The organism is Williamsia sp. M5A3_1d (assembly GCF_053345315.1).
Genome location: NZ_JBKEZX010000004.1, coordinates 603,902 through 630,378, shown reverse-complemented (window position 1 = coordinate 630,378; position 26,477 = coordinate 603,902). Strand labels below are relative to the sequence as shown.

At 66.8% G+C, this 26,477-nt stretch carries 30 protein-coding genes and 1 pseudogene; 15 read left to right on the top strand and 16 right to left on the bottom strand.

Annotated elements, in window-relative coordinates:
* Positions 1-19 precede the first annotated feature (19 nt).
* Positions 20-985: an AMP-binding protein gene (locus tag ACLBW1_RS19875; protein WP_447813503.1), complete on the bottom strand. Its 966-nt coding sequence runs from the start codon at positions 983-985 to the stop codon at positions 20-22.
* A 182-nt stretch (positions 986-1,167) separates the two neighbouring features.
* On the opposite strand from ACLBW1_RS19875, the gene ACLBW1_RS19870 reads away from it, so the two are divergent.
* Complete coding sequence (locus ACLBW1_RS19870; RefSeq protein ID WP_447813502.1) at positions 1,168-2,307, top strand: acyl-CoA dehydrogenase family protein; 1,140 nt, start codon at positions 1,168-1,170, stop codon at positions 2,305-2,307.
* A 53-nt stretch (positions 2,308-2,360) separates the two neighbouring features.
* Here ACLBW1_RS19870 and ACLBW1_RS19865 read toward each other — a convergent pair whose 3' ends face one another.
* The 3 genes from ACLBW1_RS19865 to ACLBW1_RS19855 are packed head-to-tail and all read right to left on the bottom strand — an operon-like array spanning position 2,361 to position 5,629.
* Positions 2,361-3,494 carry an FAD-dependent oxidoreductase gene (locus tag ACLBW1_RS19865; RefSeq protein ID WP_447813501.1) on the bottom strand — a complete coding sequence of 378 codons (1,134 nt, stop codon included), beginning with the start codon at positions 3,492-3,494 and terminating at the stop codon, positions 2,361-2,363.
* Entirely contained in the window at positions 3,491-4,372 is an 882-nt protein-coding gene (locus tag ACLBW1_RS19860) for a DUF1295 domain-containing protein (protein ID WP_447813500.1), read from the bottom strand. The genes ACLBW1_RS19865 and ACLBW1_RS19860 overlap by 4 nt, the downstream gene beginning before the upstream one ends.
* A gap of 45 nt (positions 4,373-4,417) precedes the next feature.
* Complete coding sequence (locus tag ACLBW1_RS19855; protein ID WP_447813499.1) at positions 4,418-5,629, bottom strand: NAD(P)/FAD-dependent oxidoreductase; 1,212 nt, start codon at positions 5,627-5,629, stop codon at positions 4,418-4,420.
* Positions 5,630-5,685: 56 nt separating this feature from the next.
* On the opposite strand from ACLBW1_RS19855, the gene ACLBW1_RS19850 reads away from it, so the two are divergent.
* Entirely contained in the window at positions 5,686-6,516 is an 831-nt protein-coding gene (locus ACLBW1_RS19850; RefSeq protein WP_447813498.1) for a sulfurtransferase, read from the top strand.
* Between the two features lie 181 nt (positions 6,517-6,697).
* Positions 6,698-7,993 (top strand): lipase family protein, encoded by a 1,296-nt coding sequence (locus tag ACLBW1_RS19845; protein WP_447813497.1) that lies wholly within the window; start codon positions 6,698-6,700, stop codon positions 7,991-7,993.
* 9 nt (positions 7,994-8,002) lie between these two features.
* Here ACLBW1_RS19845 and ACLBW1_RS19840 read toward each other — a convergent pair whose 3' ends face one another.
* Complete coding sequence (locus tag ACLBW1_RS19840; RefSeq protein WP_447813496.1) at positions 8,003-8,365, bottom strand: UBP-type zinc finger domain-containing protein; 363 nt, start codon at positions 8,363-8,365, stop codon at positions 8,003-8,005.
* 143 nt (positions 8,366-8,508) lie between these two features.
* On the opposite strand from ACLBW1_RS19840, the gene ACLBW1_RS19835 reads away from it, so the two are divergent.
* From ACLBW1_RS19835 to ACLBW1_RS19825, 3 genes are read left to right on the top strand one after another with little or no spacing between them, the layout of a single operon-like run.
* A complete protein-coding gene (locus ACLBW1_RS19835; RefSeq protein WP_447813495.1) occupies positions 8,509-9,039 on the top strand; it encodes a flavin reductase family protein in 531 nt (176 codons plus the stop codon).
* A gap of 55 nt (positions 9,040-9,094) precedes the next feature.
* The gene (locus tag ACLBW1_RS19830; RefSeq protein ID WP_447813494.1) at positions 9,095-10,288 is read left to right on the top strand and encodes an oxidoreductase; all 1,194 of its coding nucleotides are present in this window, start codon (positions 9,095-9,097) and stop codon (positions 10,286-10,288) included.
* A gap of 45 nt (positions 10,289-10,333) precedes the next feature.
* Positions 10,334-10,768, top strand: coding sequence for a type II toxin-antitoxin system Rv0910 family toxin (locus ACLBW1_RS19825; RefSeq protein ID WP_447813493.1), 435 nt, complete (start codon positions 10,334-10,336; stop codon positions 10,766-10,768).
* A gap of 18 nt (positions 10,769-10,786) precedes the next feature.
* Here the strand turns inward: ACLBW1_RS19825 and ACLBW1_RS19820 are convergent, their stop codons facing one another.
* From ACLBW1_RS19820 to ACLBW1_RS19810, 3 genes are all read right to left on the bottom strand, one after another.
* The gene (locus tag ACLBW1_RS19820) at positions 10,787-11,434 is read right to left on the bottom strand and encodes a TetR/AcrR family transcriptional regulator (protein WP_447813492.1); all 648 of its coding nucleotides are present in this window, start codon (positions 11,432-11,434) and stop codon (positions 10,787-10,789) included.
* 55 nt (positions 11,435-11,489) lie between these two features.
* Entirely contained in the window at positions 11,490-12,248 is a 759-nt protein-coding gene (locus tag ACLBW1_RS19815; RefSeq protein ID WP_447813491.1) for a 1-acyl-sn-glycerol-3-phosphate acyltransferase, read from the bottom strand.
* A gap of 117 nt (positions 12,249-12,365) precedes the next feature.
* Complete coding sequence (locus ACLBW1_RS19810) at positions 12,366-13,130, bottom strand: class I SAM-dependent methyltransferase (RefSeq protein WP_447813490.1); 765 nt, start codon at positions 13,128-13,130, stop codon at positions 12,366-12,368.
* Between the two features lie 169 nt (positions 13,131-13,299).
* Here ACLBW1_RS19810 and ACLBW1_RS19805 point away from each other — a divergent pair, with 169 nt between their 5' ends.
* Together ACLBW1_RS19805 and ACLBW1_RS19800 are read left to right on the top strand one after the other, a co-directional pair.
* On the top strand, positions 13,300-14,112 hold the full coding sequence (locus ACLBW1_RS19805; RefSeq protein ID WP_447813489.1) for a class I SAM-dependent methyltransferase: 813 nt from the start codon (positions 13,300-13,302) through the stop codon (positions 14,110-14,112).
* An 11-nt stretch (positions 14,113-14,123) separates the two neighbouring features.
* Positions 14,124-15,089: a phytanoyl-CoA dioxygenase family protein gene (locus ACLBW1_RS19800; protein WP_447813488.1), complete on the top strand. Its 966-nt coding sequence runs from the start codon at positions 14,124-14,126 to the stop codon at positions 15,087-15,089.
* A gap of 22 nt (positions 15,090-15,111) precedes the next feature.
* On the opposite strand, the gene ACLBW1_RS19795 is transcribed toward ACLBW1_RS19800, so the two are convergent.
* The 3 genes from ACLBW1_RS19795 to ACLBW1_RS19785 are packed head-to-tail and all read right to left on the bottom strand — an operon-like array spanning position 15,112 to position 16,411.
* Positions 15,112-15,666, bottom strand: a complete 555-nt coding sequence (locus tag ACLBW1_RS19795; protein WP_447813487.1) for a YceI family protein — start codon at positions 15,664-15,666, stop codon at positions 15,112-15,114.
* Between the two features lie 30 nt (positions 15,667-15,696).
* On the bottom strand, positions 15,697-16,053 hold the full coding sequence (locus tag ACLBW1_RS19790) for a hypothetical protein (RefSeq protein ID WP_447813486.1): 357 nt from the start codon (positions 16,051-16,053) through the stop codon (positions 15,697-15,699).
* Between the two features lie 34 nt (positions 16,054-16,087).
* Positions 16,088-16,411 (bottom strand): hypothetical protein, encoded by a 324-nt coding sequence (locus tag ACLBW1_RS19785; RefSeq protein ID WP_447813485.1) that lies wholly within the window; start codon positions 16,409-16,411, stop codon positions 16,088-16,090.
* A 156-nt stretch (positions 16,412-16,567) separates the two neighbouring features.
* On the opposite strand from ACLBW1_RS19785, the gene ACLBW1_RS19780 reads away from it, so the two are divergent.
* From ACLBW1_RS19780 to ACLBW1_RS19770, 3 genes are all read left to right on the top strand, one after another.
* Positions 16,568-17,164, top strand: a complete 597-nt coding sequence (locus ACLBW1_RS19780; RefSeq protein ID WP_447813484.1) for a TetR/AcrR family transcriptional regulator — start codon at positions 16,568-16,570, stop codon at positions 17,162-17,164.
* A gap of 90 nt (positions 17,165-17,254) precedes the next feature.
* On the top strand, positions 17,255-18,052 hold the full coding sequence (locus tag ACLBW1_RS19775) for an SDR family NAD(P)-dependent oxidoreductase (protein WP_447813483.1): 798 nt from the start codon (positions 17,255-17,257) through the stop codon (positions 18,050-18,052).
* Between the two features lie 319 nt (positions 18,053-18,371).
* A complete protein-coding gene (locus tag ACLBW1_RS19770) occupies positions 18,372-19,355 on the top strand; it encodes a tripartite tricarboxylate transporter substrate binding protein (protein WP_447813482.1) in 984 nt (327 codons plus the stop codon).
* A gap of 36 nt (positions 19,356-19,391) precedes the next feature.
* Here ACLBW1_RS19770 and ACLBW1_RS19765 read toward each other — a convergent pair whose 3' ends face one another.
* Entirely contained in the window at positions 19,392-19,796 is a 405-nt protein-coding gene (locus ACLBW1_RS19765; RefSeq protein ID WP_447813638.1) for a MerR family transcriptional regulator, read from the bottom strand.
* A gap of 69 nt (positions 19,797-19,865) precedes the next feature.
* Between ACLBW1_RS19765 and ACLBW1_RS19760 the strand changes: the two genes are divergently transcribed.
* On the top strand, positions 19,866-20,843 hold the full coding sequence (locus ACLBW1_RS19760; protein WP_447813481.1) for an SDR family NAD(P)-dependent oxidoreductase: 978 nt from the start codon (positions 19,866-19,868) through the stop codon (positions 20,841-20,843).
* 457 nt (positions 20,844-21,300) lie between these two features.
* Positions 21,301-21,495, top strand: a pseudogene (locus ACLBW1_RS19755) (MerR family transcriptional regulator); the annotation flags it as partial.
* Between the two features lie 22 nt (positions 21,496-21,517).
* Here the strand turns inward: ACLBW1_RS19755 and ACLBW1_RS19750 are convergent.
* Positions 21,518-22,192, bottom strand: a complete 675-nt coding sequence (locus ACLBW1_RS19750; protein ID WP_447813480.1) for a hypothetical protein — start codon at positions 22,190-22,192, stop codon at positions 21,518-21,520.
* A gap of 180 nt (positions 22,193-22,372) precedes the next feature.
* Between ACLBW1_RS19750 and ACLBW1_RS19745 the strand changes: the two genes are divergently transcribed.
* The gene (locus tag ACLBW1_RS19745) at positions 22,373-22,924 is read left to right on the top strand and encodes a YaeQ family protein (protein ID WP_447813479.1); all 552 of its coding nucleotides are present in this window, start codon (positions 22,373-22,375) and stop codon (positions 22,922-22,924) included.
* Positions 22,925-22,944: 20 nt separating this feature from the next.
* On the opposite strand, the gene ACLBW1_RS19740 is transcribed toward ACLBW1_RS19745, so the two are convergent.
* The 3 genes from ACLBW1_RS19740 to ACLBW1_RS19730 all read right to left on the bottom strand — a co-directional run bounded on the left by ACLBW1_RS19740 (position 22,945) and on the right by ACLBW1_RS19730 (position 25,575).
* Positions 22,945-23,373, bottom strand: coding sequence for a DUF6357 family protein (locus ACLBW1_RS19740; RefSeq protein WP_447813478.1), 429 nt, complete (start codon positions 23,371-23,373; stop codon positions 22,945-22,947).
* A 17-nt stretch (positions 23,374-23,390) separates the two neighbouring features.
* Positions 23,391-24,281, bottom strand: coding sequence for an oxygenase MpaB family protein (locus ACLBW1_RS19735; RefSeq protein WP_447813477.1), 891 nt, complete (start codon positions 24,279-24,281; stop codon positions 23,391-23,393).
* Positions 24,282-24,348: 67 nt separating this feature from the next.
* Complete coding sequence (locus tag ACLBW1_RS19730; protein WP_447813476.1) at positions 24,349-25,575, bottom strand: FAD-dependent monooxygenase; 1,227 nt, start codon at positions 25,573-25,575, stop codon at positions 24,349-24,351.
* A gap of 158 nt (positions 25,576-25,733) precedes the next feature.
* Here ACLBW1_RS19730 and ACLBW1_RS19725 point away from each other — a divergent pair, with 158 nt between their 5' ends.
* Positions 25,734-26,474 (top strand): DUF2071 domain-containing protein, encoded by a 741-nt coding sequence (locus tag ACLBW1_RS19725; RefSeq protein WP_447813475.1) that lies wholly within the window; start codon positions 25,734-25,736, stop codon positions 26,472-26,474.
* Positions 26,475-26,477 lie beyond the last annotated feature (3 nt).

The following is a 26,477-nucleotide window of genomic DNA, read 5'->3' as shown; positions in this document are numbered from 1 at the left end:
GCTCACCGGTGCGGTCTGATCAGCAGGCCACGCCGGTGAGCGGCGCCTCCGTCGTCGGCGAGGACGACGGCATCCCGCTCGTGACGTCCACCAACTCGGTCCCGCGGTCACGCCAGGCCCGCACGAGGTGCTCGTCGGGCGGATCGACACACAGGATCCGCCGCGGCCCGACCCATCCAGGCGCGGCCCACCGTACGCATGCGGTCATCAGCCGCAGCACTTCTGCCCGCAGCGCCGTCACCGCAGCCCCACTGTCGACGAGATCGTCGAGTATCTCGGCTGCCGACGTCGCCTCGGAGATCACCACATGTCCGCCGCGTGACAGTGTCGCGGCGCCGAGCCATCCCGACCATGGATGGACGTGTGCTGCTGTGGCGAGCAGGACGGTGTCCCTGTCGCTCAGGTGGAGCATCGAGGCCACACCGGCCAGGTTGTGGGCGACCGCAGCGTGGTCATAGGACACCGGGGCCGCGCCGGTCGGGTGTGCGGGCATCAGGACGCCCGGGTCGCCGGGGAGAGGGTTGCGCCGGGAACCACCGGCGGTTCCCGTGGCGATGAAGGCCTCGTAGTCGAGTGGCTCGCACAGCGCGTCCGGGATGTCACCCGACGTCAGCACGATCTGTCGACGACTCAGCAGTGCGATGTGGTCGTGGTGCGACGGGTCGACGACCACCGCGATCATCGAGGTGTCGTCGGCGACCGTGGTGATCATGGCCGGAGACATGCTCGGGTCGAGAGGAACGTGACTGACTTGAAGCGCCAGCGACGCGTAGAAGGACTCGAGAGCCTGCTGTGTGGTGGGGCCCAGATAGGCGATCCGGTCGCCGGCCCGGACGCCCATCTGGGCGAACGCGTTGCTCAGCATCGCGACCCGCTCGCCCAACTCGGCGTAGGTCGTGTGCGTTGCCACAGAACTGATGGCGCTCGATCGTGGCCGCCCCCGTGGCCTGACGGGCAACCACGGAACATCATGTGACGAGATCACGTCCGTCTCCCTCCCCCTGATGGATGACGTCCTCGGACCACGAGGATGACAGATGTTGAGTTCATCCGCGAGTGTGGTCGGTCGGGGCGTGTCACCGAGAAGCTCGTTGCCACCGCAGACAGGCCCATGGTGTGATCGGGTCAACCGAAACGTAGGCGAACTTATGTGGTCGAGGAGGCCCTGTGACCGTCGATCGTCTGTTGCCCTCGGATGAGGCTCGCGAGCTGATCGGGCTCACGCGCGACATCGCCGGCCGTGTGCTCGATCCCATCGTCGACGAACACGAGCGCGAGGAGAGATACCCCGACGGCGTCTTCGCCACGCTCGGTGAGGCGGGCCTGCTGAGCCTGCCGTACCCCGAGGCGTGGGGTGGCGGTGGTCAGCCGTACGAGGTCTACCTGCAGGTGCTCGAGGAACTCGCGATCTCCTGGGCCGCGGTCGCAGTGGCGACCAGCGTGCACGGCCTGGCCGCGTTCCCGCTCAGCGTGTACGGCACCGACGAACAGAAGCAGCGGTGGCTGGGCGAGATGCTCAGCGGTCGCACGATCGGCGCCTACAGCCTGTCGGAGGCGCAGGCGGGTTCGGACGCTGCGGCGCTGGCGTGCAAGGCGACCGCGCAGGGTGACGACTACGTGATCAACGGGGCCAAGGCGTGGATCACCCACGGCGGGGTCGCCGACTTCTACAACCTGTTCGCGCGCACCGGCGAGGGTTCCAAGGGCGTGACGTGCTTCCTCGTCGCGAAGGACACGCCGGGGTTGTCGTTCGGCAAACCCGAGGAGAAGCTCGGGCTGCACGCGATCCCGACGACCGCAGCGTTCTACGACAACGCCACCGTCGAGGGGGCTCGACGGATCGGTGCGGAGGGCCAGGGACTGCCGATCGCGTTCAGCGCGCTCGATTCGGGTCGACTCGGCATCGCCGCGATCGCGGTGGGCATTGCCCAGGCCGCGCTCGACGACGCCGTCGCCTACGCACAGGAGCGTCGCGCGTTCGGTCGCAAGATCATCGACCACCAGGGCCTCGGGTTCCTGCTCGCCGACATGGCCGCCGCTGTCGACTCCGCCCGGGCGACCTATCTCGACGCCGCACGTCGCCGCGATGCCGGATTGCCGTACTCGCGTAACGCGTCGGTGGCCAAGCTCGTCGCGACCGACGCCGCGATGAAGGTGACCACCGATGCGGTGCAGGTGTTCGGTGGGTACGGCTACACGCGCGACTACCGGGTCGAGCGTTACATGCGCGACGCCAAGATCACGCAGATCTTCGAGGGCACCAACCAGATCCAACGTCTCGTGATCAGTCGGTCCCTCGCGCGCTGATACCCGGTGGCGAGGACGGTCGCGCTCCCGGTGTCACACCCCGGTCGGCGGGGTCACGACGGCTGATCTGACGACCGCGGGGTGTCGCGGACGCCCCCGTAGATGCCACGGCGCACCACCAGGGGTTGCAGAACCCGACCGGTGGACCAGCGAGGGATCCGAGTCGCTCGTCCGTTCGGGGCGAAGACCTGCAGGCCGTCGGGCTGGACGCCGAGCACCGAGCCCCACCGCCGTCGCCGCGGGTGATAGCTGTGCGGGCGGCGACCGTTCAGCACGCTCATCACGTTGCGGGCGACGAGTTTGTCGGCTCGGTTGCGCGCCGATCCCCGCAGCGGATCACTCGCGGCGACGTCGCCGACGGCGAAGACCTCGGGATGGTCGGGGAGTTGCAGGTACCGGTTGACGCGGACGAAACCATCGCCGTCGAGCACGTCCGACGGCAGCCACCCGGTGTTCGGACGGACCCGACCGATGGCCCAGATGATCGCGTCGGCGGTGGAGGTGGCCTGCTCGGTCTGCCACCGCACCGCGCCGGAGGTGATGCGGTCACAGTCGACATCGGGTGGGACGACCGCACGGTGCCCGGGGTGGAGTGCCACACCGGCGTCGAGCAGTCGACGGCGAACGGTCTTCCACGTTCGCGGATGATGCTGGGGGAGCGCCCGTTCGCCGGGGAAGTAGAGGTCGACGCGCTTCTCCGGCCACCGCAGCGCGATGTTGGCCGCGGTGCTCACGGCCGCGGCACCGCCGCCGACGACCATCACCCGCGCCGAGCGGGCGACGCGATCGTGGTGTGACGCCAGGTCGGCGGCGACCTCATCGGCGGACTGCAGTTCCGGCGACCGCCAGAACCCGTTGGTCACACCGGTCGAGATCACCAGTGCATCGAATCCCTCGGTGACCGGTTCACCGTCGGCGACCCAGGTGACGGTCTTCGCGTCGAGATCGGTCGAGGTGAGCGAGGCGTGCACGGTGCGCACCGTGTCGAGCCCTCGGTACTGCCCGAAATCGAGCCAGTAGTTGCGTGACCACTCCTCGGGACGGCCCAGCCGTGACCCCAGTTCCTGTCCGCTGACCAGGCCCGGTTTCGACGAGACCCCCACGACATCAGCGTGTTTGGCGAGATGGATCGCCGTCAGGAGTCCACTGTCGCCGAGGCCGGCCACGATCACCCGTGGTGTGTTCATGCCGCCACCTTCTTCGGGGGACGCGGGACGAACCGCGACACCCGTCCGACGACATCGTGATACGAGGCGCGGCCGGCGAGGCTCCGGGCCTCCATCATCGGGATGGAGGCACCCAGGAACATGGCGAGCATCGCGATCGCTCCGATGAACAACCACCACGCGTCTCCGGGGGAGACCGCGACGCCGAACAGCGCCAGGGCGAACCAGAAGCTGAACTCGCCGAAGTAGTTCGGATGCCTCGACCACGACCACAGACCGCGATCCATCGTCTCGCCGGGTCGCTTGGTCGCCACGAATCGCCGCAGCTGCTCGTCGGCGACGTACTCGAGCACCACGGCGCCGAGGCCGATCAGGGTCGCCACGACCGCGAGCCAGAGCAGCGTGTCGCCGGGGCGCGTCACCGCCACGTACACCGGCAGCATCCCCAGGAACACCTGGCCGGTGGGGATCAGGTGGATCGCGACGAGGTCGACGACGAACTCCCAGCGGCCGGCTCCGTCACGCAGATTCGCGTAGCGCCAGTCCTCGTGGTGCAGACCCGGGAAGCCGCGCGCCCAGTTCACGGTGAGGCGTACCGCCCACACCATCACCACGACGGTCACGAGCCAGGCCACCACGCTGTCGGCACCGGCGTCGCCACGCACCCACCAGAAGATCGTCAGCAGCGGCGGTATGACGCTCCAGAACGCGTCGTAGAAACTGGAGTTCCCGTGGTACCGACTGAACGCGAAGATGACCAGGGTCGCGAGGATGTCGGCGATGAGCGCGTCGAGCCAGAGGTGATCGGTGCGCGGTCCGACCACCACCCACACCAGCGCGACGACGACGGCGAGCCCATAGGCGACGCCGACTCGGACGAACGATCCAGTTCTGCTCACGGTGTCCGATCGTGCCAGTTGGACCCCGCGGATCCGAGGTGTTCGCTACAGGATGCCCTTGAGGATCCCGTGCCAATAGACCAGTGGTAGCCCGTACCGGTCGAACGCCCAGGCGGATCGTCGTGCGGTGAGTGGATCGAGGAACGCCGGCAGCGACGAGGTGATCTCGCCGTCCCGGTCGAATTCGGCGGCGATGAGCCGGTGCAGGTCGACCGGGACGGGGGCCACGGTGTACCCGTCGTAGTGCGAGAGAGACGTGCCGGAACGGGACGCGATCATGTTGTCGACGAGGATTTTCGACTGCTGCCGCAGTGCGCCCCCGGACGGGTCGGTGTCGACGGCGGCTCCATCGCCGAGTGCCCACACCGTCGGGTGGCTCGTGTGACGGAACGTGGAGGGGTCGATGTCGACGAGCCCGGTGGCGTGGTCGCCGGCGAGGCCCGACTCGGCCACCAGGGGTGCCCCACGGAACGGCGGGACGAGGTGCAGCGCGTCGTAGTGCAGTGTGGTCGACACCCCGTCGGGGCCGGTGGCGGTGAGGGATCGGTGAGCGGGATCGAGTGCGGTCACCGCGGTGCGGCGCAGGACGTTCACCCCGAGATCGGCGAGGTGACGCTCGAGGCGGATGTCGAGACGAGGCACCCCGACGAGCCCCTCGCGGTCGACGACGAGGGTGATGTCGATGTCGTCCAGAATGCCCTGGCGACGCCACCACCCGGCGGCCAGGAACAGCGGTTTGATCGTGGTGCCGGTGCAGCTGACCGGCGGTCGCGGGACGGTGAACACCGCGTGACCGCCCGCCCGCATCGCGCGGACGGCATCTCGCGTCTCTTCGGCGGCGTCGACGTAGTTGCTGCCCACCTCCGGTGTGGACAGCGCGTCGGCGACACCGGGCAGGGCTGCGTCGTCGGGGACCAGCCCGGTCGCCACCACCAGATCGCGGTAGGTGAAGACGTGACCCGAGGCGCATCGGACGGTGTGGGCGTCGGCGTCGATCGCCTCGACGGTGTCGTCGATCCAGGTGGCGTCGGCGGGTGTCACCGAGCGTTGGGTGCGCTCGGCCGAGGCGAGGGAGGCCTGACCGGAGCCGACGTAGGACAGCAGCGGTCGGTAGGTGTGGACGCGCTGCGGTTCGATCACCGCGACGTCGGTGACGCCGCAACGACACAACCGGGCCGCGGTGCCGACACCGGCGTTGCCTCCGCCGATCACGATCACGTCGAAGGAACGGACAGGCGTACGGCCATGTGCATGCATTACTTTCCGTTGTACGCCGTGATGACCCGGCCCCCCTCTCGTGATCGGACGTTCTGATGACCGATGTGCTCATCTCGGCCCGAGACCTCGAGCTGCGCCTGGCCGACCGCGAGCCGCCGGTCGTCCTCGATGTCCGCTGGCGGCTGGGGGATCCTCACGGCGCGCAGCAGTACCGCGACGGCCATGTCCCCGGTGCGATCTTCGTCGACCTCGAGACCGAACTCGCCGGCCCGCCGACTGCCGACGCCGGACGCCATCCGCTGCCCGCTGCCCGTGCCTTCGAGGAGTCGGTGCGCTCCTGGGGTGTCGGGACGGAGTCCTCGGTGGTCGTCTACGACGACACCGGGGGCATGGCGGCAGCGCGTCTGTGGTGGCTGCTGCGTTGGGCGGGTCACCGGAGGGTGGTCATCCTCGACGGCGGCCTGAGTGCATGGCGTGCGGTGGGCGGCGCTCTGTCGACCGGTGAAGAGAAGAGCCCCGTGCAAGGAGATTTCACCGTTGTCCCCGGGAAGATGCCGACCGTGGACATCGACGACGTCGACGACCTCGACGGGGTACTCCTCGACGCCCGCGCACCCGAACGATTCCGAGGGGAGACCGAACCCATCGACCCCCGCGCCGGACACATACCCGGTGCGGTCAGCGCGGCCACCGCGGCGAACCTCGACGCGTCGGGCCGGTTCCTCGGACCGGACGAGTTGCGAGATCGCTTCGCGCGACTCGGGGTGGAGACCGGGCAGCAGGTCACCGTCTACTGCGGGTCGGGTGTGACCGCCGCGCACGAGATCGCCGCGCTCGCCCTGGCCGGTGTCGACGCGGCGCTGTACCCGGGATCGTGGTCGCAGTGGTCCGCCGACACAGATCGACCGGCGTCGCAGGGGGAGTGACGGTTCTCGACCGCCTGGTCACGGCGGAAACTGCAGACCGATCCTCAACAGCTGTTGTCAACAATCACAGGCATACCGTTCCGTATCGTATGTTCGGCCTAAGTGCGTCGTTTCGGAATGCGTTCCTGTCCGGTTTGCCTCATGCTGAACGCGTCCCACCACGCTCGATTCTGGAGTCCCCTTGCTCTCTGCCTCTCGACGACGGCATCTGCTCGTCGTCCTCACCGTCGTGCTCAGCTCCGCACTCGCATTCGGGACGGTGGGAGGCACCGCTGTCGCCGCCCCTCCGCCGCCCGTGCTCCCTGCGCTTCCCGGAGTCGCGACCCCGCCCCTGCCCGAGAACATCGGACCGTCGGTCTCCGACCCGGGTGCTCTCTACCGGCACCCGGCCAACCTCGCATCGATGGCGCCCGGTGACGTGATCCGTGCGGTCAAGCGCCCGAACCCGTTCCGGACGATCCCGTCGGAGGCGTGGCAGATCGCGTTCCGCACCAACGATTCCCACGGCAAGCCGATGGTCGGCGTGACGATGGTGCTGGTGCCGTTCAACCACAGGGCCGACATACCGGTGCTGTCGTACCAGATGATCATCAACGCGATGGGCATGCGGTGCCAGCCGTCGCAGAGCGTCTACACGACGACGGACTTCATCGCCTCTCCGGTCGATCCGTGGGGGTTCAACTTCGCGTTGGCTCGCGGTTGGGGCATCGCGATCCCTGATCACCTCGGTGAGAAGACCGCGTATGCCGCAGTCCGGATGAGCGGGCAGGTCGTGCTCGACGGCATCCGAGCGACCACCCGCTTCACACCGCTGCGTCTGAGGAACTCGAAGTTCGCGCTCTCGGGCTACTCCGGTGGCGGCATGGCGACCGGTGCTGCGTCGACCCTGCAGGCCACCTATGCACCCGAGGTGAACATCGTCGGCAGCGTGTGGGGCGGAGTACCCACCAACCTGACGCAGATGGCAGAAGCCATCGGCACCGACAACTCCCATCCCGCCTTCGGTCTCGCGATGGCAGCGTCACTCGGGCTCGAACGCGAGTACCCGAAGGAACTACCGATCAGCAGCCACCTCAACTGGCTGGGTCTGCAGACCCGGGCGCAGATGGCCAACGCGTGCACCAACGAGATCCTCACGGTCGGCTTCGGGAAGTCGGCCCGCATGGTGGCCAGGAACTTCGACATGCTCAATGCGCCGGAGACGCGAAAGGTACTGGCACTCAACAGCATCGCGAGCATGCCGGAGATCGCCAAGGCGCCGATCTTCGAATTCCACAGCCCCACCGATCCGCTCATCTCGGTGAGATCCCTCGATGCGACGATGAAGCGGTACTGCCGGGCCGGGACGAAGGTCTACCAGCTCTCGACCCCGGCGCCGGAACACCTCAGCGCCGCCGCCGTCGGATTCTTCCCCGCGTACCAATGGATGGCCGATCGCTTCGCCGGGAAGCCCGTGCCGTCGAACTGTCGGGGCTGATCGGTCGCATCAATCCTGGTGCCGCCGCACGAGGATCGCCTGCCAGTCTGCCGGCACCCGACCGGAGGGTCCGGGGGCAGGTTGATCTTCCGGGTGCGCAAGCGGTGGCACCAGGGTGGGGCCGGTGAACATCGCGCCGGTGGCGTAGTCGAAGAACCAGTCCTCGCCGGGTTCGAAGCTCCGCACGACCGGATGCCCCGAGGTGGTCGCGTGTTCGGTGGCGTGAGTGCCGAGAGAGTCGTCGCAACAACCGATGTGGCCGCACTGCGCACAGCGACGCAGATGGAACCACCATCCGCTCTCCGACTCGCAGTCGACGCACCCCTCACCACTCGGTGTGCTGTGCGGGTCGATTCCGGCGACGTCGTTCATCCGGCCTCCTGGGTGGTGGGGACGATCCCCGACCCTTGCACACACTGCGCCGACGCGTACAGGGCATCGCCGGCCGTGTTCGCAGGTGATTGCCGAACAACGTTTCGTTGACATCAAGTCAACGAAACGGCTACGGTCCTGCAATGGACGCGACAGCAATCGGTTCGAACCCGGCGACGGATGACGGCCATGCCTCGCCCGCGGCGAACGGTGCCGTCCTGCGCGCGGCATTCGCGTGTCTGCCGAGCGGTCTGGCGGCGATCTGCGCCGACCTCGACCCGCATCCAACGGGCATGCTGGCGAGCTCGGTGACATCGGTGTCGCTCGAACCGCCGCTGCTGTCTTTCTGTGTGCAGAACGGCTCTCGAACCTGGGCTGCACTCAGCGATGTGCCGCGCATCGGAGTGAGCTTTCTCGGCAGCTCCCATGAACAGGTGTGCGCGCAGTTCGCGGCCGAGGCGTCCGAGCGCTTACGCGGCGTCGGCACGGTGACCACGGCCGAGGGAGCTGTCCTGTTGGCAGGTGCTGCAGCCACTTTCGCCTGTTCGCGCTACGACGAGTTCAGCGCCGGCGACCACTCGATCGTCGTCCTGCGGATCGAGGCTTTCGACGTCGCACCGGACGTCGCGCCGCTGGTGTTCCACGGATCGCGGTACCGGCGACTGGCCGGTTGACCCCTGCGCCGAACCCACGGCGCGCCATCATCATCCCCCTCGACAGGAGAAACCCATGACCTCGACGATGTCACCCGCCACGACGACCGAAGAAGTGCTCGCGCGTGTGTCAGATCTGTTGCACCTCATCCGAGAACACTCGGTCGAGAACGAGAGGGACCGGCGTGTGGATCCCGAGGTCATCGAAGCACTCCGAGAGGCCGGGGCATTCCGCCTGGCCGCACCCCGTCGTCACGGCGGCCTGGAGGCGGGACTCGAGGCGATGCTGACACTCTCGGCGCTCATCGCGGAGGCAGACGGTGGGACTTCGTGGGTCGTCACCCTGTCCAACATCCAGGCGTGGTCGACCTGCATGTACCCCGCGGCGACCGTGGACGAGATCTACTCCGCCGGCCCCGACCGGGTGCTGTGCGGCGTCGTCTCACCCGGCGGTACGGCGCGCAAGGTCGAGGGCGGATACCGCGTGACCGGCAAGTGGCCCTACGCATCCGCGAGCCTGCATGCCGAGTGGATGGGCGGAGGCGTGTGGGTCGTCGACGAGGACGGTGACGAGGAGGACCAGGCGATGGTACTGCTCCCCAGGGCGGACGTCCGCGTGGACGACACCTGGTATGTGGCCGGGATGCGCGCCTCGGGGAGCAACACGATCGTGGCCGAGGACGTGTTCGTTCCCGACTCGCGCCTCATCTCCATGCTGCCCGTGATCTCCGGCACCTACATGCAGGACCATCCCGACTCCGCATTCTACCGTTCGGCGTTCGGTCCCATGCTGGTCCTCGTCCTCGTGGGCCCGCAGCTCGGTCTCGGTCGGGCGGCGCTCGACCTGGCCGTCAGGAAGGCGTCGACGAAAGCCCTGGCGTACACGAACATCGAGCGTCAGGAGGACTCGGTGGCGTTTCAGTTGCTCGTCGCCGAAGCGGCCACGAAGATCGACACCGCGCACCTGCACGCGTACCGCGCGGCACAGGACGTGCAGCGGTACGCCGAGGAGAACGTCTACCCCGACATCGCGGCGAGGGCCCGTATGCGGGCGGACTCGGCGGTCGCACTCAAGAGCGTGAACAGTGCGCTGAACACCCTGCTCGATGCCTCGGGGGCCGGCAGCTTCGCCGAGGTGAATGCGCTCCAGCGCATCTGGCGCGACTCCAATGTCGCTGCCCGGCACGCGGTCATACTGCCGCAGGTGTCCATGGAGACCTACGGCAAGGCGCTCCTCGGCCGGCGAGACCAGATCACCGCAATCGTCTGACGGTGTCGCACCCGGATACATCCCACCCGACCCACAGGAGTCCCCGTGCCCGAGATAACCACCAGCAGAACGCTTCAGGCGTCACAGGAGAAGGCGTGGGCGGTCATCTCCGATCCGAGCAGGTTCGCCGAGTGGAACACCCTGCACACGTCGTGGGGCGCCGAGCCGCCCACGGAGTTGGCGGTCGGCGTCGGTGTGGTCGAGACGGTCACCATCAAAGGTGTGGTCGACACGATCGACTTCACCACGACCGCTTATGACGCACCACGATTCGTCCAGCTCGAGGGCTCGGGGAGCACGGGGTCGACCGTACAACTCGACTTCGCCGTCGATCCCGAGGGGGATTCGAGCTGCACGGCGACGTTGCACGTGATCTTCTCGAGCTCGATTCTGTTCGGCCCGCTCGGGAAGATCATCGAGAAGGCGTTCCGCAAGCAACTCGACAAGTCCCTCGAGAAGCTCGACGGACTCGTGGGGTGACCGCGGCCTCGACCCACCTCACCCGAATGCGGAGATCGCGTCCTCCAGGTCGATGTCAGGGTCGAGTACATGGGCGGTCCTGATGCACGCGATGATCAGTGACTCCATCCAACGGACGAGATGGTCGGCGTCGAATGCGTCGGTGTCGTCGAGCCATTGCACGATCGCCTCGTCGACGGCGCTGATGGTGGCGCGGCCCACCAGGCGGAGGGCTGGTGCAGTCGGGTCGATCTCGGCAAGGGCAGCGAAGGCCTCCAGGGCTTTCCATCGTGCGGTCTCGTAGACCTCCCACGCTTCGGGGTCCGCGCCTCGACCTCCGAGCACGAGCCGCAGGGCCAGTCCCCGGTGGTCGCGCAGATAGTCCAGGTGTCGGCGGAGCGCCTCCCTCACCACCTCGGCCGGGGGGGAACCGCTCTGGAATACGAACGCGGCCCCGAGTTGGCCCGCCGTCGTACGCACCGCCGCCAGGTAGATGCCGCGCTTGCTGCCGAAGTAGTGGAAAAGCAGTCCGTGGGCGACCTCGGCCCGTGCCGCGATGTCGGCGACGTTGACCTGGTCGTAGTCGTTCTCGGAGAACACCTCGATGGCCACCTCGATCAGGCGGCGCTTGGTCTCGGCGGCCTGGGCCGCGCGTTTCGTCGGCTTGACGGGGGTGTCGGGGGTCAACCGTCCTCCTTCTCGGCACCGTTGTCGGGTCCTGCGCGTCGCATCGGTCGTCGTGTCACCCGATGACGGGCGTCCTCGCCCTCGTCATCACCTTCAGTTCATCATCCATGGCACCGTGCACCCGGGCGGCGAAGTGCTCTACGGGTTCTCCGTCGTCTGGCCACATGGCGGGCAGAACGGTGGTGACGATCTTGGAGGGGAGCGGAAGGTAGGGCAGCAGTCCGACGAGTCCGATGTTCAGGCCCCACGGTATCGACAACGAGGTGGGCACCCGCTTGACTCGGAGCAGTCTGTCCAGGCGAGTGAGTCGGGCGAGACGTTGTCCTTGGCTGAGCACGAGCAGCGACTCGCCGGCTCCCGCTGTGACGACCGGGACTATGGGGACGCCCGCCTCCATGGCGACCCGGGCGAATCCCGTTCGACCGGCGAACAGCACCTTGTTCCGGTCGCTCCACTTCTTGAAACCATCGATGTCGCCGCCGGGGAACACCAGCACATGGCTACCCGCGGCCAACGCGTCCACCGCGGCCTGGTGGTTGGCGGGGGTGGCGTCGAACTTCTCTGCGATGCGGCCCAACTTGAGTGTCCAGGCGATCTGGTGGGTCAATATCGTGACCCTGCGGCGATCGCCGAGGCGTTCGTAAACGGAGGCGAATGCCAGGACATTCAGATCAAAGACACCACCGAAGCCGTGGTTCGCGACGAACAGTACAGGGCCGCAGGGCATCTGCTCCGGTAGGCGGGCCTCCATCCGGTGATAGAGCCGAGCCACCGCGACGGTCACGCCGACAATCCGTCTCGGCAGTTCGTCCATTCCTCGACTCTATGCACGACTTCGACGGCACGTCGCGTTTATTCGCCAGAAATTGACCACTGGTCAACGAACGTGGGCGCTCCGCTGTGTGTCAGACCGGAGACGAGAGGTCGGGGATCAGTGGCGGGTCGCTCGGAAGACGTCGACCGGGTGCGGAACCCTTGGGCGGCCGTCGGCGCCGGGAACCGACACGGCGTCGAGGTACTCCCGCACGGGTCCGCGAAGATTCTCGGGCAGGCGAGCCTGGACGGCGAAGTCGAGCACCTCGTCGCTCGCAGTAGCGAGATCGACCAGTGCGTTCAGAGTGGACACCTCGTCGAGGACGATGCCGGTTGCGCTGAAAGCCTCGGCGACATCGGAACTGAACCATTGCCGGTGATCGTCGAGCGGAGGGGCCAGGACGTCGACGAGTGCGTTGAGGGCTGCGCGTGGGGCGTTGAGCACCCACAGCTCGCCGCCGGGGCGCAGCAGGGCGAAGGCGCGGCGCAGGGTGTGCTCGAGGTCGGCGACGTAGTAGATCGAGTGCACGAACACCACGGCGTCGAAGGTCTCGTCGATCACGGCGTCGGCGAACGACGCGACGTGCACCTCGGCGCTCAGCTCGCGGGCACCCAGCGCGGCCATCTCCGCGGTGAACAACCCCGCGCTCCCAGACCACGGTTCGACACCGACGTAGCGCACCGGACGGCCGGGTACCGCCCGCACCAGCCCGTCGGCCAGTCGTACATCCAGGGTCCCGTCGCCGCATCCGACCGAGAGGACCGAGACCGGTCCGTCACCCAACCCGGCCATCCGGCCCGCGAGGTGCTCGGCGATCATGCCGCGCTGGTCGGAGAGTCGTTCGAACGCGGCGTGGTCGCGGGCGTAGGAGTTCGGTTCCAACCCCGGCAGCGCCGGTGCCCCGCGCCTCCTGGCTCGGAGGTCGTCGAGCAGCGCTGCTGCGGCTACGGTCGGAGATGTCGGCACTTGGCTTGGCACCTGCTCGAGTCAACCACCCCGCCGCCGTACACGTGTATGGGTTGGGCGAACCGACGATGAGACGAGGAGTGGTGTGAGCAACGGAGACACGGCCGAACGAAGCCTCGAGCACTGGAGCGAGGCCGGACGGACAGGCATGGAGGCGTTCTACGCCCTCGCCACCGAGGACTACCGCCAGCTGGCGAAAGCCGCTGACTGGCCCACTCTGCTCGCCGAGCGTGCGCACGAGGGGTGGTCGCTGCTCGACGTCGCCTGCGGCAGCGGCAAGTTCCCGACAGCCCTGCGTCGCGACACCGATCTGTCCGCACTGCCCGAACTGGCCTACGACCTGCTCGACCCCTCGGAGTTCTCCGTGGCCGAGGCGCGGAGTGTTCTGGGGGCGCCGTTCATCGCCCGGCACGACCTCGTGATGACCCTGCAGGATCTCCCGGACGAGTACGCCGGCTACGACGTCGTGTGGGCCACCCACGCGCTCTACGCGCTACCACCTGCCGAGCTGGACGCCGCGGCGCAGCGGTTTGTCGCCGCACTCGCCCCCGGCGGTCTGGGACTCATCGCACAGGCCACAGCGGTATCGCACTACCTCGCCTTCTACGACGCCTTCCGCGCGGGAGTCCGGGAGGCGACCCCTTACACGACGGCCGAGCAGGTGCGCGACGCGCTGGTGCGCGCAGGCGCCGACGTCCGCGACCAGCGCGTCACCTACACGACCGGGACGTCGGATCGTGCTGTCGCCGAGGGGTTCCTGCAGCGCTGCGCCTTCGACGACTCCGTGTCGCTGGAGGAGATGGAGGCGGCACCCGTGCTGGGGGACTACCTGGCCTCCTGCCGCGACGCGTCCGGTTCCTACACCTTCTCCCACGAGGCGGCTCTGCTGTGGCTCTGAACAATCCGACGGTGAACGAGCGGCTCCCCGAGCAGAACCGGGACGGTGGCATCGAACAGGACTGGGCGGGCGACGACCAGGACTGGTGGGACTGGTACGTGACGCTGGCCGCCAACGACACCGCGCCCGTCGAGCTGGTGGACGGTCCGGGTCTGCCCGACGTCGAGGCGGCCACCGACGACCAGGTCGAGCGCGAGTTGTCCGAGCCGTACGACCTCGACCCGGCCGCGGTCGAGGCGTTCACCCGCGAGGCGTTCGTGAAACTTCCCGGCGTGCTGTCGCCGGCCGTCGTCCGACGCCTGGCAGAGCGTCTCGAGGAGTTGCTGCGTGACGAGCACGGCGCAGATGTCGCGGGCCGGTTCACCGCGCTCGAGCAGATGTGGCTACACGACGACCTGATGCGAACCGTCGCATTGTCGCCGCGGATCGGGGGACTGGCGGCCGCGCTGCTCGGTGAGCCCGGAGTCCGGCTCTACCACGACAACGCCCTGTCGAAGGAGCCCGGCTGCGGTCGCACGCCCTGGCACCACGACGCCGAACACTTCCCACTGCAGACCACCCAGGCGGTCACCGCGTGGATGCCGATGTCGGCGATCCCCGGTCGCATGGGCCCGCTGTCATTCGCCCGTGGGCGTGACGTGCTGGGGGAGGTGTCCGATCTCGAATTCGACAAGGTGGGCACCTCATACGACGAGGCCGTGATCCAGCGCTTTGCTGAACGCAGCGTCGAGGTGGAGTCCGGGCCGTTCGCCGTCGGAGACGTGTCGTTCCACTCTGCGTTGTGTTTTCACACCGCAGGACCCAACCTGACCACGCAACCGCGGCGCGCTCTGGCCACCACCTACTTCGCCGACGGTGCCCGGGTGGTGGAGTCACCGACGCTCATCAGCGGCACCTGGCGCGAATTCCTGCCCGGTGTCGAGCCCGGGGGTCTCGCCGCCTCTGAACTCAACCCGGTGGTGGGCCGCCGCGCCTGAGTGGCGTCAGCGGCCCAGTTGATCAGTCGGTCTTCGCTCGGGTCGCAGAGAATCCGACGGTCACCTCGTCGACGACCTTCATGGCGCCCAGCATCTGCGAGTAGGGCTTGATGCCGAAGTCGGATTGGCGCACGGCGCTCTCGGCGGACAACCGCCAGAGGTGCCCGTCGTCGTGCACATGCAGGTGGAGGGAATGAGTGCGGCTCGCGCCGTGGATCTCCAGCGTGCCGTCGAGGCGGAAACCGTCATCGGCAGCGACGATGTCGGTCGATCGGAAGACGATGTGCGGGAAGCGTTTCGCGTCGAATGTCTTCAGCGCGTTGAGGCGCGCCACCGTCTTCTCCGGTCCCAGCAGCGGGGTGACGCCGCCCTCGCCGTCGACGACATCGATCGAGTCGACCTCCGCCGTGAGTTCCACCGACTTCGGGTCGTCGCCGGCCCATCCGACGACGCCGTGCCACCGGGTGACCTCGATGGTGAGCCGATGGCCCATCTTCGCGGCCTTTCCGGTGACCCCGGTCTCGATGCGGAGCACGGCATCGTCGGATGGTGCGAAGGTCCACTGCGCGTCGGTCATCACTCCACGCTATAGCTCGATGCGAAGTGCTCAGGCGAACCGTTCGTCGACCTGGGGGTCGTACAGGCGCAGACCGAGCGAGTGCATGGCGTCGATGATCGCGTTCGCGTGTTCGGGTTCCCATCCGTAGGCGACGAATTCGACCAACTGCTCGCCGATGGCGACGTCAAATGCGGGCGCGCCGGCGGGGTCGGCTCCCGGTGGTTGCAAAATCGAGTGACCATCCCAGCGCCACTCGTCCAGAGGGTGCGCGGACACGGCCTCGAGGATCTGCTGTCGGTCGAGTGCCACGACACCGGGGATGTGCTGGTGATCGTTGAGGCGCGCATAGACGACCCGGGGATCGAGGTCGTCGCCGCCGGCCCAGAAGGCGAAGGTGTAGCTCACGGCAATACCCGCGTGGTGGGGAACGTCGTGTTCGTCATCGTCGACCGTTCGGGTGGTGCGGGTGCCACGTTGGGCTTGCGAAAGGTGCCGGCGAAGCGGGAAAGCCATTCGGGTTCGGCGGTGCGTAGCCGGTGTAGTGGGAGAAGCCGACTGGTGGCGCGGTCGGGCGGGGAGTCTGCGGAGCGCCGGTCCGGGCCCGTCGTCGAAGGTAGGCGGCAACCGCCGCGACGATGATCACAACGAGCAGGATGATCAGGACCTTCGTGACGAATGCGCCGATCGTCTCGCCCCAGCCGTAGGCATGGGAACCGCCATGAAAGTGGGTGTGACCTCCGCGGCGTTCGGGCATGAAGTGCATCGGGAATTCCTTCCGAGGTGCGCAGGCTGCGCGGTCGCAGCCCGACAGACATGAGATGCATCGGCGCACCGGGAAAGTTCCCGACGTCACGATGTTGCCTCTGCTGCTGGACGCCGCATTATGGACTGATCGGTCTATAAACACTAGGATCGCGGCATGCCCCGGCCTCGTGAATTCAGTGAGATTGACGTGCTCGACTCTGCGCGCAGGCAGTTCTGGGAGACCGGATATGCCGGAACGTCGCTCGCGGATCTGACCGCTGCGACCGGGCTCGGCAAGGGCAGTTTGTACGGCGCGTTCGGCGACAAGCACGCCCTGTACCTACGAACGCTCGAAGGCTATTGCGCAGACGCCATCTCCGATGCGCGGAACGAGCTCTCGGGGGACGGTCCGGCGATCGACCGGCTCATCGAACATCTACGCATCTCGGCTCGTGTCGATGTCGACGATGCGCAGCCGCGTGGCTGCATGATGGCCAAGGCCGCGGCGGAGCTCGCGTCTCGCGACGCGGCGGTGAAAACCGTTGTGTCGAGATCGTTCGAGCAATGGCACGACGAGCTGGCGGCGAACATCCTGCGCGCCCGCGACGAGGGGGACATCGACGCCGGCGTCGACGCGGACACGCTCGCATGGACGCTGCTGACGATGTTGCGTGGGCTCGAGGCGATGCGAAAGGGCGGTGTCGGGATCGATCACCTGAGGCTCGTTCTCGATCAGATGATCGCCATGATCCCCCGGTCCGAAGTGCGGTGACCAGGCTGGTCGATTCAGTTCTTGTCCGATCGGTCCAAAACGGGGTAGTGTGACCGGGGTGCCCGACTCAACAGGTGAGCGGGATTCGAGATGGGATCTGACATGACCACGAGGGCAACGTCTTTCGACTTCACTGACAACGTCGTACTCATCACCGGCGGGGCGAGCGGTATCGGTCTCCAGGTGGCGACCGAGTTCGTCCGGTCCGGCGCCCACGTCGTCATCGTGGGACGAGACCAGCGCAAACTGGCCGACGCGGCGGAGGGGCTTCCTGCCGGCTCGGTGTCGACCGTGCAGGCCGATGTCGCTGATCGCGCGCAGGTGCAGGCACTCGTCGAATCGACGGTGCGAGACCACGGCGGAATCGATGTGGTCATCAGCAATGCCGCGCAGTTCATCCCCGGGGATGTCACCGACGTGACCCCCGAGCAATGGGAAAGTTTGCGTGCGACCAACATCGACGGGTTCTTCCACCTGGCCCAGCAGACGCTGCGCCTGCTCGCGCAGCGGGGCGGAACGCTCATCGCGACGTCGAGCGTGTCGGGTCTGCGTGGCGACTGGAACCAGGCGGTCTACAACGCCTCGAAAGGCGCGGTCTCATTGTTCGTACAGTCGCTGGCGCTCGACTGGGCAGGCAGGGGAGTCAGGATCAACGGTGTCGCCCCGTCGGTCACCAACACCGAGGCGCTGGCCGACATCACCCAGAACGACGCCATCAGAACGCAATTCGAGAGCCGTGTGGCGATGGGGCGCCTCGCCGAGACCGACGACATCGCGCCGGCATTCCTTTTCCTGGCCAGTGATGCCGCGAAGTACATCAACGGCGTGATCCTTCCCGTCGACGGTGGTACTTCAGCGTCGACCGGCCAGGCGCGTGTAGCGGCGTGAGATCGACTCGCCGCGTGTGTGAACACTGACCTCGGTGCTGCGATGGACCCAGGGAGACCGGATGAGTTCGATGGTCGCTCCGTCTTCATCGCGATGCATTTCGGACCGCGGGCGCCGATGTCGTCGACGCGGGGAGGCCTGACGACCCGTCTCCGGCGTGGATGTCGATCGGTCGGGAATGAGTGTTGAGAGACGGATGTGGCGTTCGGCGATCTCCGGTGAGCCATGGCGTTCGGGCCTGGCTGTTTCGCCGATGTGTCCTGATCGGCCATCGTCTTCTTGTTGGATGGTGGGAACACTTCGGAGGCCCCATATGAGGATGACGACGGCTCTCGCCGCACTTGTGGTCTCGAGCGTGCTCGTGGCGGGATGTGGTGACTCCAAGCCGGTCGTGACGGAGTCGAGCCGATCGGAGGTCTCCTCGTATCCGACCGGCCCGGTGACGATGTCCGCGGGTGCAGGACCGGGCAGCGGATTCGACCTGACGATTCGCGCAGTGGTCAACGCCCTACAGGTCGAGAAGATCGTGTCTGTTCCGCTGCCGGTGCAGAACCGACCCGGTGGCGCCGGCGCCGACCTGCTGGCCGACATGGTCCAGAACCGACGAGGTGCCGACGATCAGATCGCGGTGACGTCGCTGTCGATGATGCTGAATCAGCTCGAGGGTCGTTCACGATACGGGTACACCGACGTCACGATGATCGCGCGGCTGATGACCGAGTACTACGTGGTGGTCACCGGCCCGCAGTCCACCTACACCGACCTCGGCGAGGTGATGTCGGCGATCAAGACCGACCCGGCACGGGTTCGGGTAGGCGCCGCGGCCGATGACGAAGCGCCCTTCGACCTGCTCGTGAAGGCGGCGGGTGGTGATGCGTCGCGGGTGCGCTACGTCGACGTCGAAGGCGGAGCCGCCCAGACCGCCGCGGTGCGCGATGGTTCCATCGACGTCGCGATCGGCGGCGTCAGCGAGTTCACCGATGGTCTTCGCGACAAGGCGCTTCGTGCACTGGGGGTGTTGGCGGAGAACCGGATACCGGGCCTCGACGCGGCCACCGCGCGTGAACAGGGGCTCGACGTGACGTTGTCGAACTGGCGGGGGATCTACGGTCCGCCCGGCATGTCCGCGCGTGCAGTGACGTTCTGGCGTGATGCGCTCGCGAGAATGGTGCGCACGCCCCGATGGACCGCGACGGCACAGCGAAGCCAGTTCACGACGACGTTCATGACGGGCAACGACTTTCAGGCATTCCTCGCCGGCACACAATCCGAGGTGAAAGAGGCTCTCGACGCGCAACGGTGACGTCTATCGAACCGGCGAACGGTCGCGGAGTGATTGCTACCGGTGCGGATCGAGAGATTGCGACCACACGCCTACAGCAGTCCCTTCGTCCACGTGGCGTTGGTAGATCGACACCTTGGTGTCGATCACATCGAGACACCCCTGCAGATGCTCGAGGCGCTGCCGCACCTCGGATCGGTGCGCTTCGAGCAGGGCGAGGCGATCGGGTTCGTTTCCGGGCCCGGCCTTGACCAGCTCGGCGAACTCGCGGAGTCTCGCGATCGACATACCGGATTCACGAAGCCTGTTACACAACAGGATCCATTCGACATCGTCACGCCGGTAGACGCGCTTCCCTGCAGTGTCGCGCTCGATGGGGCGAACGAAGAGTTCCTCGCGTTCGAAGTATCGCAGCGCGTGCACGCTCAGTCCCGTCTTGTCGGCGACCTCACCGATCGACATGCCGTCCGTGTCCATGTCATTCCTCCCGGGCTTGACCTAGACCTGACTCTAGGTCCTAGCGTCGCCGGCATGACAACACAGATCGCAGCACAGCAGCATCCACTCGGTTCGGGGTTCGATCGCGCCAGCACTGTCGACGACGTGCTGAACGGCGTCGACCTGACGGGCAAAACCATCCTGATCACCGGCGGCTACTCCGGATTGGGGTTCGAGTTGACGCGTGCGTTCTCTGCGCGCGGAGCACAGGTCATCGTTCCAGCACGCCGTGTGGACGTCGCTGAAGCAGCGCTCCGCGGAATCACCGGTGTACGAATACTTCGGATGGACCTCGCGGACCTCGCTGAGGTCCGCGAGGTCGCCGGCATCTTGGTGGGGGAGTCGTGCACGATCGATGTGCTCATCGCCAATGCGGGGGTGATGGCAACACCGTTCGAGCTGGTGGGTGGGGGCTGGGAGTCGCAGTTCGCGATCAACCATCTCGGCCACTTCGCACTCGTCAACGGCCTCTGGCCGTGCATCGCCCGCGGTGGCGGTCGAGTGATCACCGTCTCGTCGTCGGGACATCAGCACGTCGGTATCCGATGGGGTGACGTGCATTTCGCCGGCGGGTACGACAGGTGGCTCGCGTACGGGCAGTCGAAGTCGGCAAATGTGCTGTTCGCAGCCCATCTGGCCACTCTCGCAAAATCGTTTGGTGTGCAATCGTTCTCGCTTCATCCGGGTGGCATTCTCACGCCGCTTCAGCGGCACATGTCGCCGGCGGACCAAGTGGATGCAGGATGGATCGACGAAAGCGGCGCACAAATCGCCAGATTCCTCGTCACTCCACAACAGGGTGCAGCGACCACGGCGTGGGGCGCCACCAGCCGCCTTCTCGACTCGCTGAGCGGGCAGTACCTCGTCGAGTGCGATGTGTCCGAGATCGCCACCACCGTGGACATGGAGGCCGGCAGAGTGATGCTGCGTGCCTTGGATCCTGCCGAGGCCGAAAAACTCTGGCAGTACTCGGCAGTTCTGACCGGAATCGACTCCAGCGAGTTGGTTTAGTGACCAGCACAATTGGCGCAATACGTCACTGTGACGTATTGCGGGATGGGCCCTGGACCGTTGCAGGAGCGCTTGATCCGCGCGTCGGTCGCCGGCATGTATCCGCAGGGGCCTTACGGGCGGGAAGGAATGAAGCCGCCGACACCGGAGACGACAGGCGGCTTGTTATGAGCCTGCGGCCAACCTGCGCGGATTGAGGCAGCTGACGAACGAACAGCGGGTGCGAGGGTCCTGATCTCAACCCTCAAAACGGATCTCTACCTTGCTTGACCGATGTGGGTGGTGCGAGTCGAGTGCATCAGATCCAACTCGCCTCAGCGCGGTGCCGATAAGATACATTATGTCAAGTGGCCCGGGTTTTGCGAAGACGAACATTAGTGATCCAAGAACGGCAGCCCCACCAAGAACCGCCTCACCTCACACGGCCCGGATGGAGGGCAGGTCCAGTGCGCGCACGGACACCCACTCCGGCGGTCACCAGGGCATCGACCGCAGCTACGCGGCACTGGGGAAATACACGAACGAGCATCTGATCAGCGACCAAGGACCGATCCGCGAGCACTACATCGGCGGCACACCTGCAGAACCGACAACGTTCACGGCCACCGAGATCTGCTGGCCCATCTTCACCACTTCACCACCGCACCAATGATGTCCACGAGGCTTCACAGGACTCACCCAGTAGCGGTCGCCGAATCTGCCGTGGCTCGGGCCGTCATGTGACGTCGACGATCGGCGCGGATCGCTGCGACAACCAGAACGATGGTTGCGGCGGCAACGCACAGCCAGCTGAGCCAGAGCAGGCCTCCCATCGAGATGGTCACCGCTGCAAGCCCGAATACGCCGGCGCCTGCCACAACCCGGTTGACATGACGTACTCCCGGTTGCCGGACGACGCTTGCGACGAGAACGAGCCCGATGAGGATGAGGGCTGAGCCCACGAGAATGTAGACCTGCGGCTGGTCGCCTCGAGTTGTCAGAAAGATCAGTTCATTCGGATTGGCCATCTGGAAGAGGGTCACCGCTACGCCGCCCGCGGCAGCAATGGCACAGACCACGCAGGCGTTACGAATCGCTTTCCGGCGTCGCAGCCACACGGCCACAACCGCGAAAGGAATCACCCATACGGCCAACGCGACGTGGACCGGCCACAGCTCAGACGGGGCGATCGAGGCCGCAGGCTCGTACACGCTCCGCTCCGGGAGTATCCATACCCCGATGAGCGTCAGCCAGACGGCAGGGACGGTCCATGCAACCGCAGCCACCCAGGACAGCACTCCCCGTTTGCCGACCATCACCGCGACCGCCGACACTCCCACCCAGATCGCCATGTAGAACACGATGACCACTTGTTCTGCGTTCCCTCGTTCACACCCAACTGTCCAACAGTGAGCCCATTTTGATTGACCACCCCATCCAGCGAGGTGAGCCGACTGTATTCAGGATCTCATCGACGGGCTGCGCGTATCGACTCCGCTCACCCAGGCCGATGACACCCGACCCCGGACCCACTCGGTGGACACTAGGGCGTGGCCCTTTCAGCAACGGTGTTCAAAGTCGAACTCGGCGTCTCCGACGTCGCGCACAACTACTACGCCGATCACACCCTGACCGTTGCCCGACACCCCAGCGAAACCGACGAGCGCATGGTGGTGCGGCTGCTGGCGTTCGGTCTGCGGGCGCATCGGCTGAACGACGTCGACGGTGAGTTGACCTTCGGCGCCGGCCTGTCGACCCCCGGCGTCCCCGACCTGCGGCTTGCCGACTACACGGGTCGAATCCTGGAGTGGATCACCGTCGGCCAGCCCGATGAACGAGCTCTGAGTAAGGCGGCGGGCCAGGCCGATCAGGTGGTGCTCTATCCGTTCGCCGCCGGCGTGGCCACGTGGTGGCGCACCGTCGGCCCCAAGGTCGCCGCTCTACCGAACCTCTCGGTCACACAGATCCCGCACTCTCCCGTTGCCCAACTTGCGCAGACGATCGATAGGCGCCTCTCGGCGCAGGTGATGATCATCGAAGACGAGGTGACGATGACCCTCGGCGGGGTCGACGTCACCTTCACGCCAGATCCTCTGCGGTGAATGCGCGCCCGTGATCTCGATCAGATCGTTCCCCGGACTGCTTCGAACCACCGTCCGGCTCGCATCTGCGCCTGGTCGGCGGCGAGGAAGATGCGTAGCAAGTTCGACAGCGCACCGTTCGCGGTGCCGTGGTCGAGATCGGTGAGGAACGCCTCCACCACCGTCGGTTCGGCGAACAAGATGGTGTCGAGATAGAGGTTGAGTCGTTCGGGGCTGAGCCGGGTCTCGGTCAGTTGGTACGGCTGGTGCAGCGCGGTGAACAGGAACCAGTAGCGCTGCGCGTCGACACCGAGCACCTGCGCGTGTGCCTCGGTGATGGGCAGGCGCTCCACGCGGTCGGCATGTCCGCTCGCGACGTAGATCTCGTAGACGAGCTGACCACCCGAACGCAGAACACTCGGGCCGTAAGGGTCACGGCGTTCGACGACCACATCACCGGGATCGGACACGGGTCCATGCTCTCAACCTATGCGGGTGATCCGCTCACTTCGTTCGACTCTCCGCGAGCGGGACCGGTGCCCAGCGCCCAGCGAATGGCCGAGGTCATCGCGATACCGCTCCCCCGCACCGCCGTCGCCTCGGTGATCGGGAGGTACGGCAGCCGCAGGGGAAAGCGGGTCCACCACGGCATCATCGACACCGCCACCGACGACAAGACCCCGTACGCGGGGCGCACGGCGAGAGGGATCGGCGGATTGAGCAGGATGAACCGGGCGGTCCGCCGTGCGGCGGCGGTGCCACGCAGTTCTGGTCGATACGCGGTGAGCAGCTCGTCGAGTTCGGCGGTCGTCTCGGGTACGTCGACGGCGCCGAGACCTCGTGCGACGAAGGCCGTCTGCCGCACGTATTCGTCGCGTCCGGCGGCATCGAGCGGGCGTGCTCCGTAGCGGTCGTGGGCGCGGAGGAAGCTGTCGATCTCCGCGATGTGCACCCACCGGATGAGGTGTGGATCCGACGCCGCGTATGGACGACCGTCCGGTGCTGTTCCGGTGATGCGCTTGTGTACCGCGCGCACGATCCTGATCGCCCGGTCGGCGTCGTCGATGGTGCCGAACGTGGTCTCGGCGAGAAACGTGCTGGTGCGCTGCAGTCTCCCCCACGGGTCGCCGCGGTAACCCGAGTGCTCGTCGACCGCCGCCATCGCGAGCGGATGGAGCGACTGCAGCAACAGGGCGCGCATGCCGCCGACGAACATCGCCGCGTCACTGTGTACGCGATAGATTGCCGAGTCCGGACCGTAGCGGCGGGGCCCGCTGGAGAAGTGGATCCGATCCCGCCGCGCAGGGCCCTCATCGCCGGCGACGCGATCGAAGATCATCTCGCCCACACGTTGCTGCACAGCATTCAACGGGTTCATTGTTCCAGTGTGCTCTTCGCGGACGTCGCCGCAGCTCAGGGCGGTGCGGATCGATCGAACCGGACTTCTACGCGCCGTCCGGACATCCACGGTTGTCCGGCGCGTGCGCGTAGTCGGGAAGGTCGATGCCGTTGATCGCGCGTCCGACCAGTTCCATGAACCAGTCGCCGGTGAAGTCGGGTAGTGGCTCGGAATCCGGGCCGGCGACCTCACGGGTGCGCGCGTTCAATCGCCCGATCTCTTGATTGGCCTCGACGAAGGGGCGCATCCGCTCCTCGTACCGCGCGAAAGCGGCGCCGGGATCCCAACCGGCAGCCGCCAGTTCACCGGCCATCACGTACGCGCCGACCAGTGCGAGCCCGGTTCCCTGTCCGGACATCGGCGACGAGCTGAACGCCGCGTCGCCCAGGAGCGCGACCCTCCCGTCCGACCACCGGTCCATCACGACCTGCGCGACCTGATCGAGGTAGAAATCGGGTGCCGCGTCGAGGTGGGCGACGATCTGCGGGGTCAGCCACCCGAGCCCGGCCACGCGTTCCCGTAGCAACGACTTCTGGGCGGCGATGTCGCGCGGGTCGACGTCGTACTCGGGCGCGGCGAAGTAGAACATCGCCATCGCTCGCTCAGCGTCGTGGATGGGGCGCAGGAGTGCCGAACGCCCGGATTGTTGGTCCTGGTATTCGAGTAGATATCGGTCGAGCCCGAACTCATTGGGCACGCTGAAGAACGCCAGCGCCTGACCGAGGAGTCGAAAATGCTGCCCGTCCGGCCCGAAGACCATGGTGCGCAGCGGTGAATGCAGCCCGTCGGCCCCGATCACCAGATCGAAACGCCGACGTCCGCCACCGGCGAACACGACGTCGACGCCGTTCGCGTCCTGCGCCAATTCCGCGATCCGGTCGCCGAACACGTACTCCACGTCCTCGCGGGTGTCGTCGTAGAGCACCTGCGCGAGGTCGCCGCGCAGGATCTCGATATCGGCGATGAACCCATCGCCTCCGTCGTCCGCGGCGTCGAAAGTCTGCACGATCTGCCCGTCGGCGTCGACCGAGTGTGCACCCGCGGTGTCGGTGCAGGCGGCACGGATCGTGGCATCCAGCCCCATACGGCCGATCACCTCTCGGGCGACACCCCGCGCATCGACCGCCTGGCCCCCGGGACGCAGACCCGGCGAGCGTTCCACGACGGTGACCTCCGCACCACGGCGGTGCAGCCAGTGGGCCAGTGCAGGACCCGCGATACTCGCCCCCGCCACCAGCACCCGTGTAGAGGTGGTGTTCCCCTGTTGATCCATGTGCATCCTCGTCTCGCCCTCGTTCTCGACGCGCATTCCCGACGGTGGTGTCGCTGTCGATTACCTCGATGACTCAGACCACCCCCACCGACGAAAGTCATCGGTTCGGGGTCGGTGGGCACGCCGCAACACCGGCCAGGCGAGCGCATACTGCGTACATGTCGCTTCTCGGACGTATGAACTCCACCATCGAACGCCGGCTGCTGATCTACTACCGGGTCGATCCGTCGGTGGCTGCGCAGTGGCTGCCCGACGGCTTCCGCCTCCAGCTCGTCGACGGTGTCGCGATCGCCGGTATCTGCATGATCCGACTGGCGCGCATGGCTCCTCCCGGAGTCCCGGCGGTGCTCGGGTGGCGTGGCGAGAACGCGGCCCAGCGGATCGCGGTGGAGTGGGACGACAACGGTCACACGGCGCGCGGCGTGTTCATCACCCGGCGGTTCAGCGCGTCGTCCCTGGCGGTTGCCGCGGGTGGGCGTCTGTTCCCCGGCGCGCACACCAAGGCGGCCATCACGAGCGACGAGACGCATGACCGGATCGCGATCTCCCTGCGGACGGCGACGACGCCTGCGATCACCGTCGACGCCGATGTCGCGGTGGCGACGTCGTTGACGGGCAGTGTCTTCCCCACGGTCTCCGATGCCTCGGAGTTCTTCCGCGCCGGCAGCACCGGCTACTCCCCTGCCCACAGAGCGAACCGGCTCGACGGCTTACGCCTGGACACCGATGACTGGCGAGTGGAGCCCACCACACCGATACAGGTGCGATCGACCCTGTTCGACGATCTCCCGGCCGGGGCGGCCGAACTCGACAGCGTGCTGTTGATGCGGGATGTGCGCGCGGCCTGGAACCCGGTCGCGGCGCCGACGGTGGGCGGCCGGGAGAGTCTCAGGGTGTAGCGG

Bases quoted from the DNA above. Each gene is read 5' to 3' on its own strand.
- ACLBW1_RS19835 (WP_447813495.1), top strand. From the start codon at position 8,509: ATGGACGCGACAGCAATCGGTTCGAACCCGGCGACGGATGACGGCCAT.
- ACLBW1_RS19855 (WP_447813499.1), bottom strand. From the start codon at position 5,629: ATGCATGCACATGGCCGTACGCCTGTCCGTTCCTTCGACGTGATCGTG.
- ACLBW1_RS19770 (WP_447813482.1), top strand. From the start codon at position 18,372: ATGACGACGGCTCTCGCCGCACTTGTGGTCTCGAGCGTGCTCGTGGCG.
- ACLBW1_RS19795 (WP_447813487.1), bottom strand. From the start codon at position 15,666: ATGACCGACGCGCAGTGGACCTTCGCACCATCCGACGATGCCGTGCTC.
- ACLBW1_RS19765 (WP_447813638.1), bottom strand. From the start codon at position 19,796: ATGTCGATCGGTGAGGTCGCCGACAAGACGGGACTGAGCGTGCACGCG.
- ACLBW1_RS19815 (WP_447813491.1), bottom strand. From the start codon at position 12,248: ATGGACGAACTGCCGAGACGGATTGTCGGCGTGACCGTCGCGGTGGCT.
- ACLBW1_RS19760 (WP_447813481.1), top strand. From the start codon at position 19,866: ATGACAACACAGATCGCAGCACAGCAGCATCCACTCGGTTCGGGGTTC.
- ACLBW1_RS19780 (WP_447813484.1), top strand. From the start codon at position 16,568: ATGCCCCGGCCTCGTGAATTCAGTGAGATTGACGTGCTCGACTCTGCG.
- ACLBW1_RS19830 (WP_447813494.1), top strand. From the start codon at position 9,095: ATGACCTCGACGATGTCACCCGCCACGACGACCGAAGAAGTGCTCGCG.
- ACLBW1_RS19735 (WP_447813477.1), bottom strand. From the start codon at position 24,281: ATGAACCCGTTGAATGCTGTGCAGCAACGTGTGGGCGAGATGATCTTC.
- ACLBW1_RS19840 (WP_447813496.1), bottom strand. From the start codon at position 8,365: ATGAACGACGTCGCCGGAATCGACCCGCACAGCACACCGAGTGGTGAG.
- ACLBW1_RS19865 (WP_447813501.1), bottom strand. From the start codon at position 3,494: ATGAACACACCACGGGTGATCGTGGCCGGCCTCGGCGACAGTGGACTC.
- ACLBW1_RS19725 (WP_447813475.1), top strand. From the start codon at position 25,734: ATGTCGCTTCTCGGACGTATGAACTCCACCATCGAACGCCGGCTGCTG.
- ACLBW1_RS19730 (WP_447813476.1), bottom strand. From the start codon at position 25,575: ATGGATCAACAGGGGAACACCACCTCTACACGGGTGCTGGTGGCGGGG.
- ACLBW1_RS19775 (WP_447813483.1), top strand. From the start codon at position 17,255: ATGGGATCTGACATGACCACGAGGGCAACGTCTTTCGACTTCACTGAC.
- ACLBW1_RS19850 (WP_447813498.1), top strand. From the start codon at position 5,686: ATGACCGATGTGCTCATCTCGGCCCGAGACCTCGAGCTGCGCCTGGCC.
- ACLBW1_RS19785 (WP_447813485.1), bottom strand. From the start codon at position 16,411: ATGCACTTCATGCCCGAACGCCGCGGAGGTCACACCCACTTTCATGGC.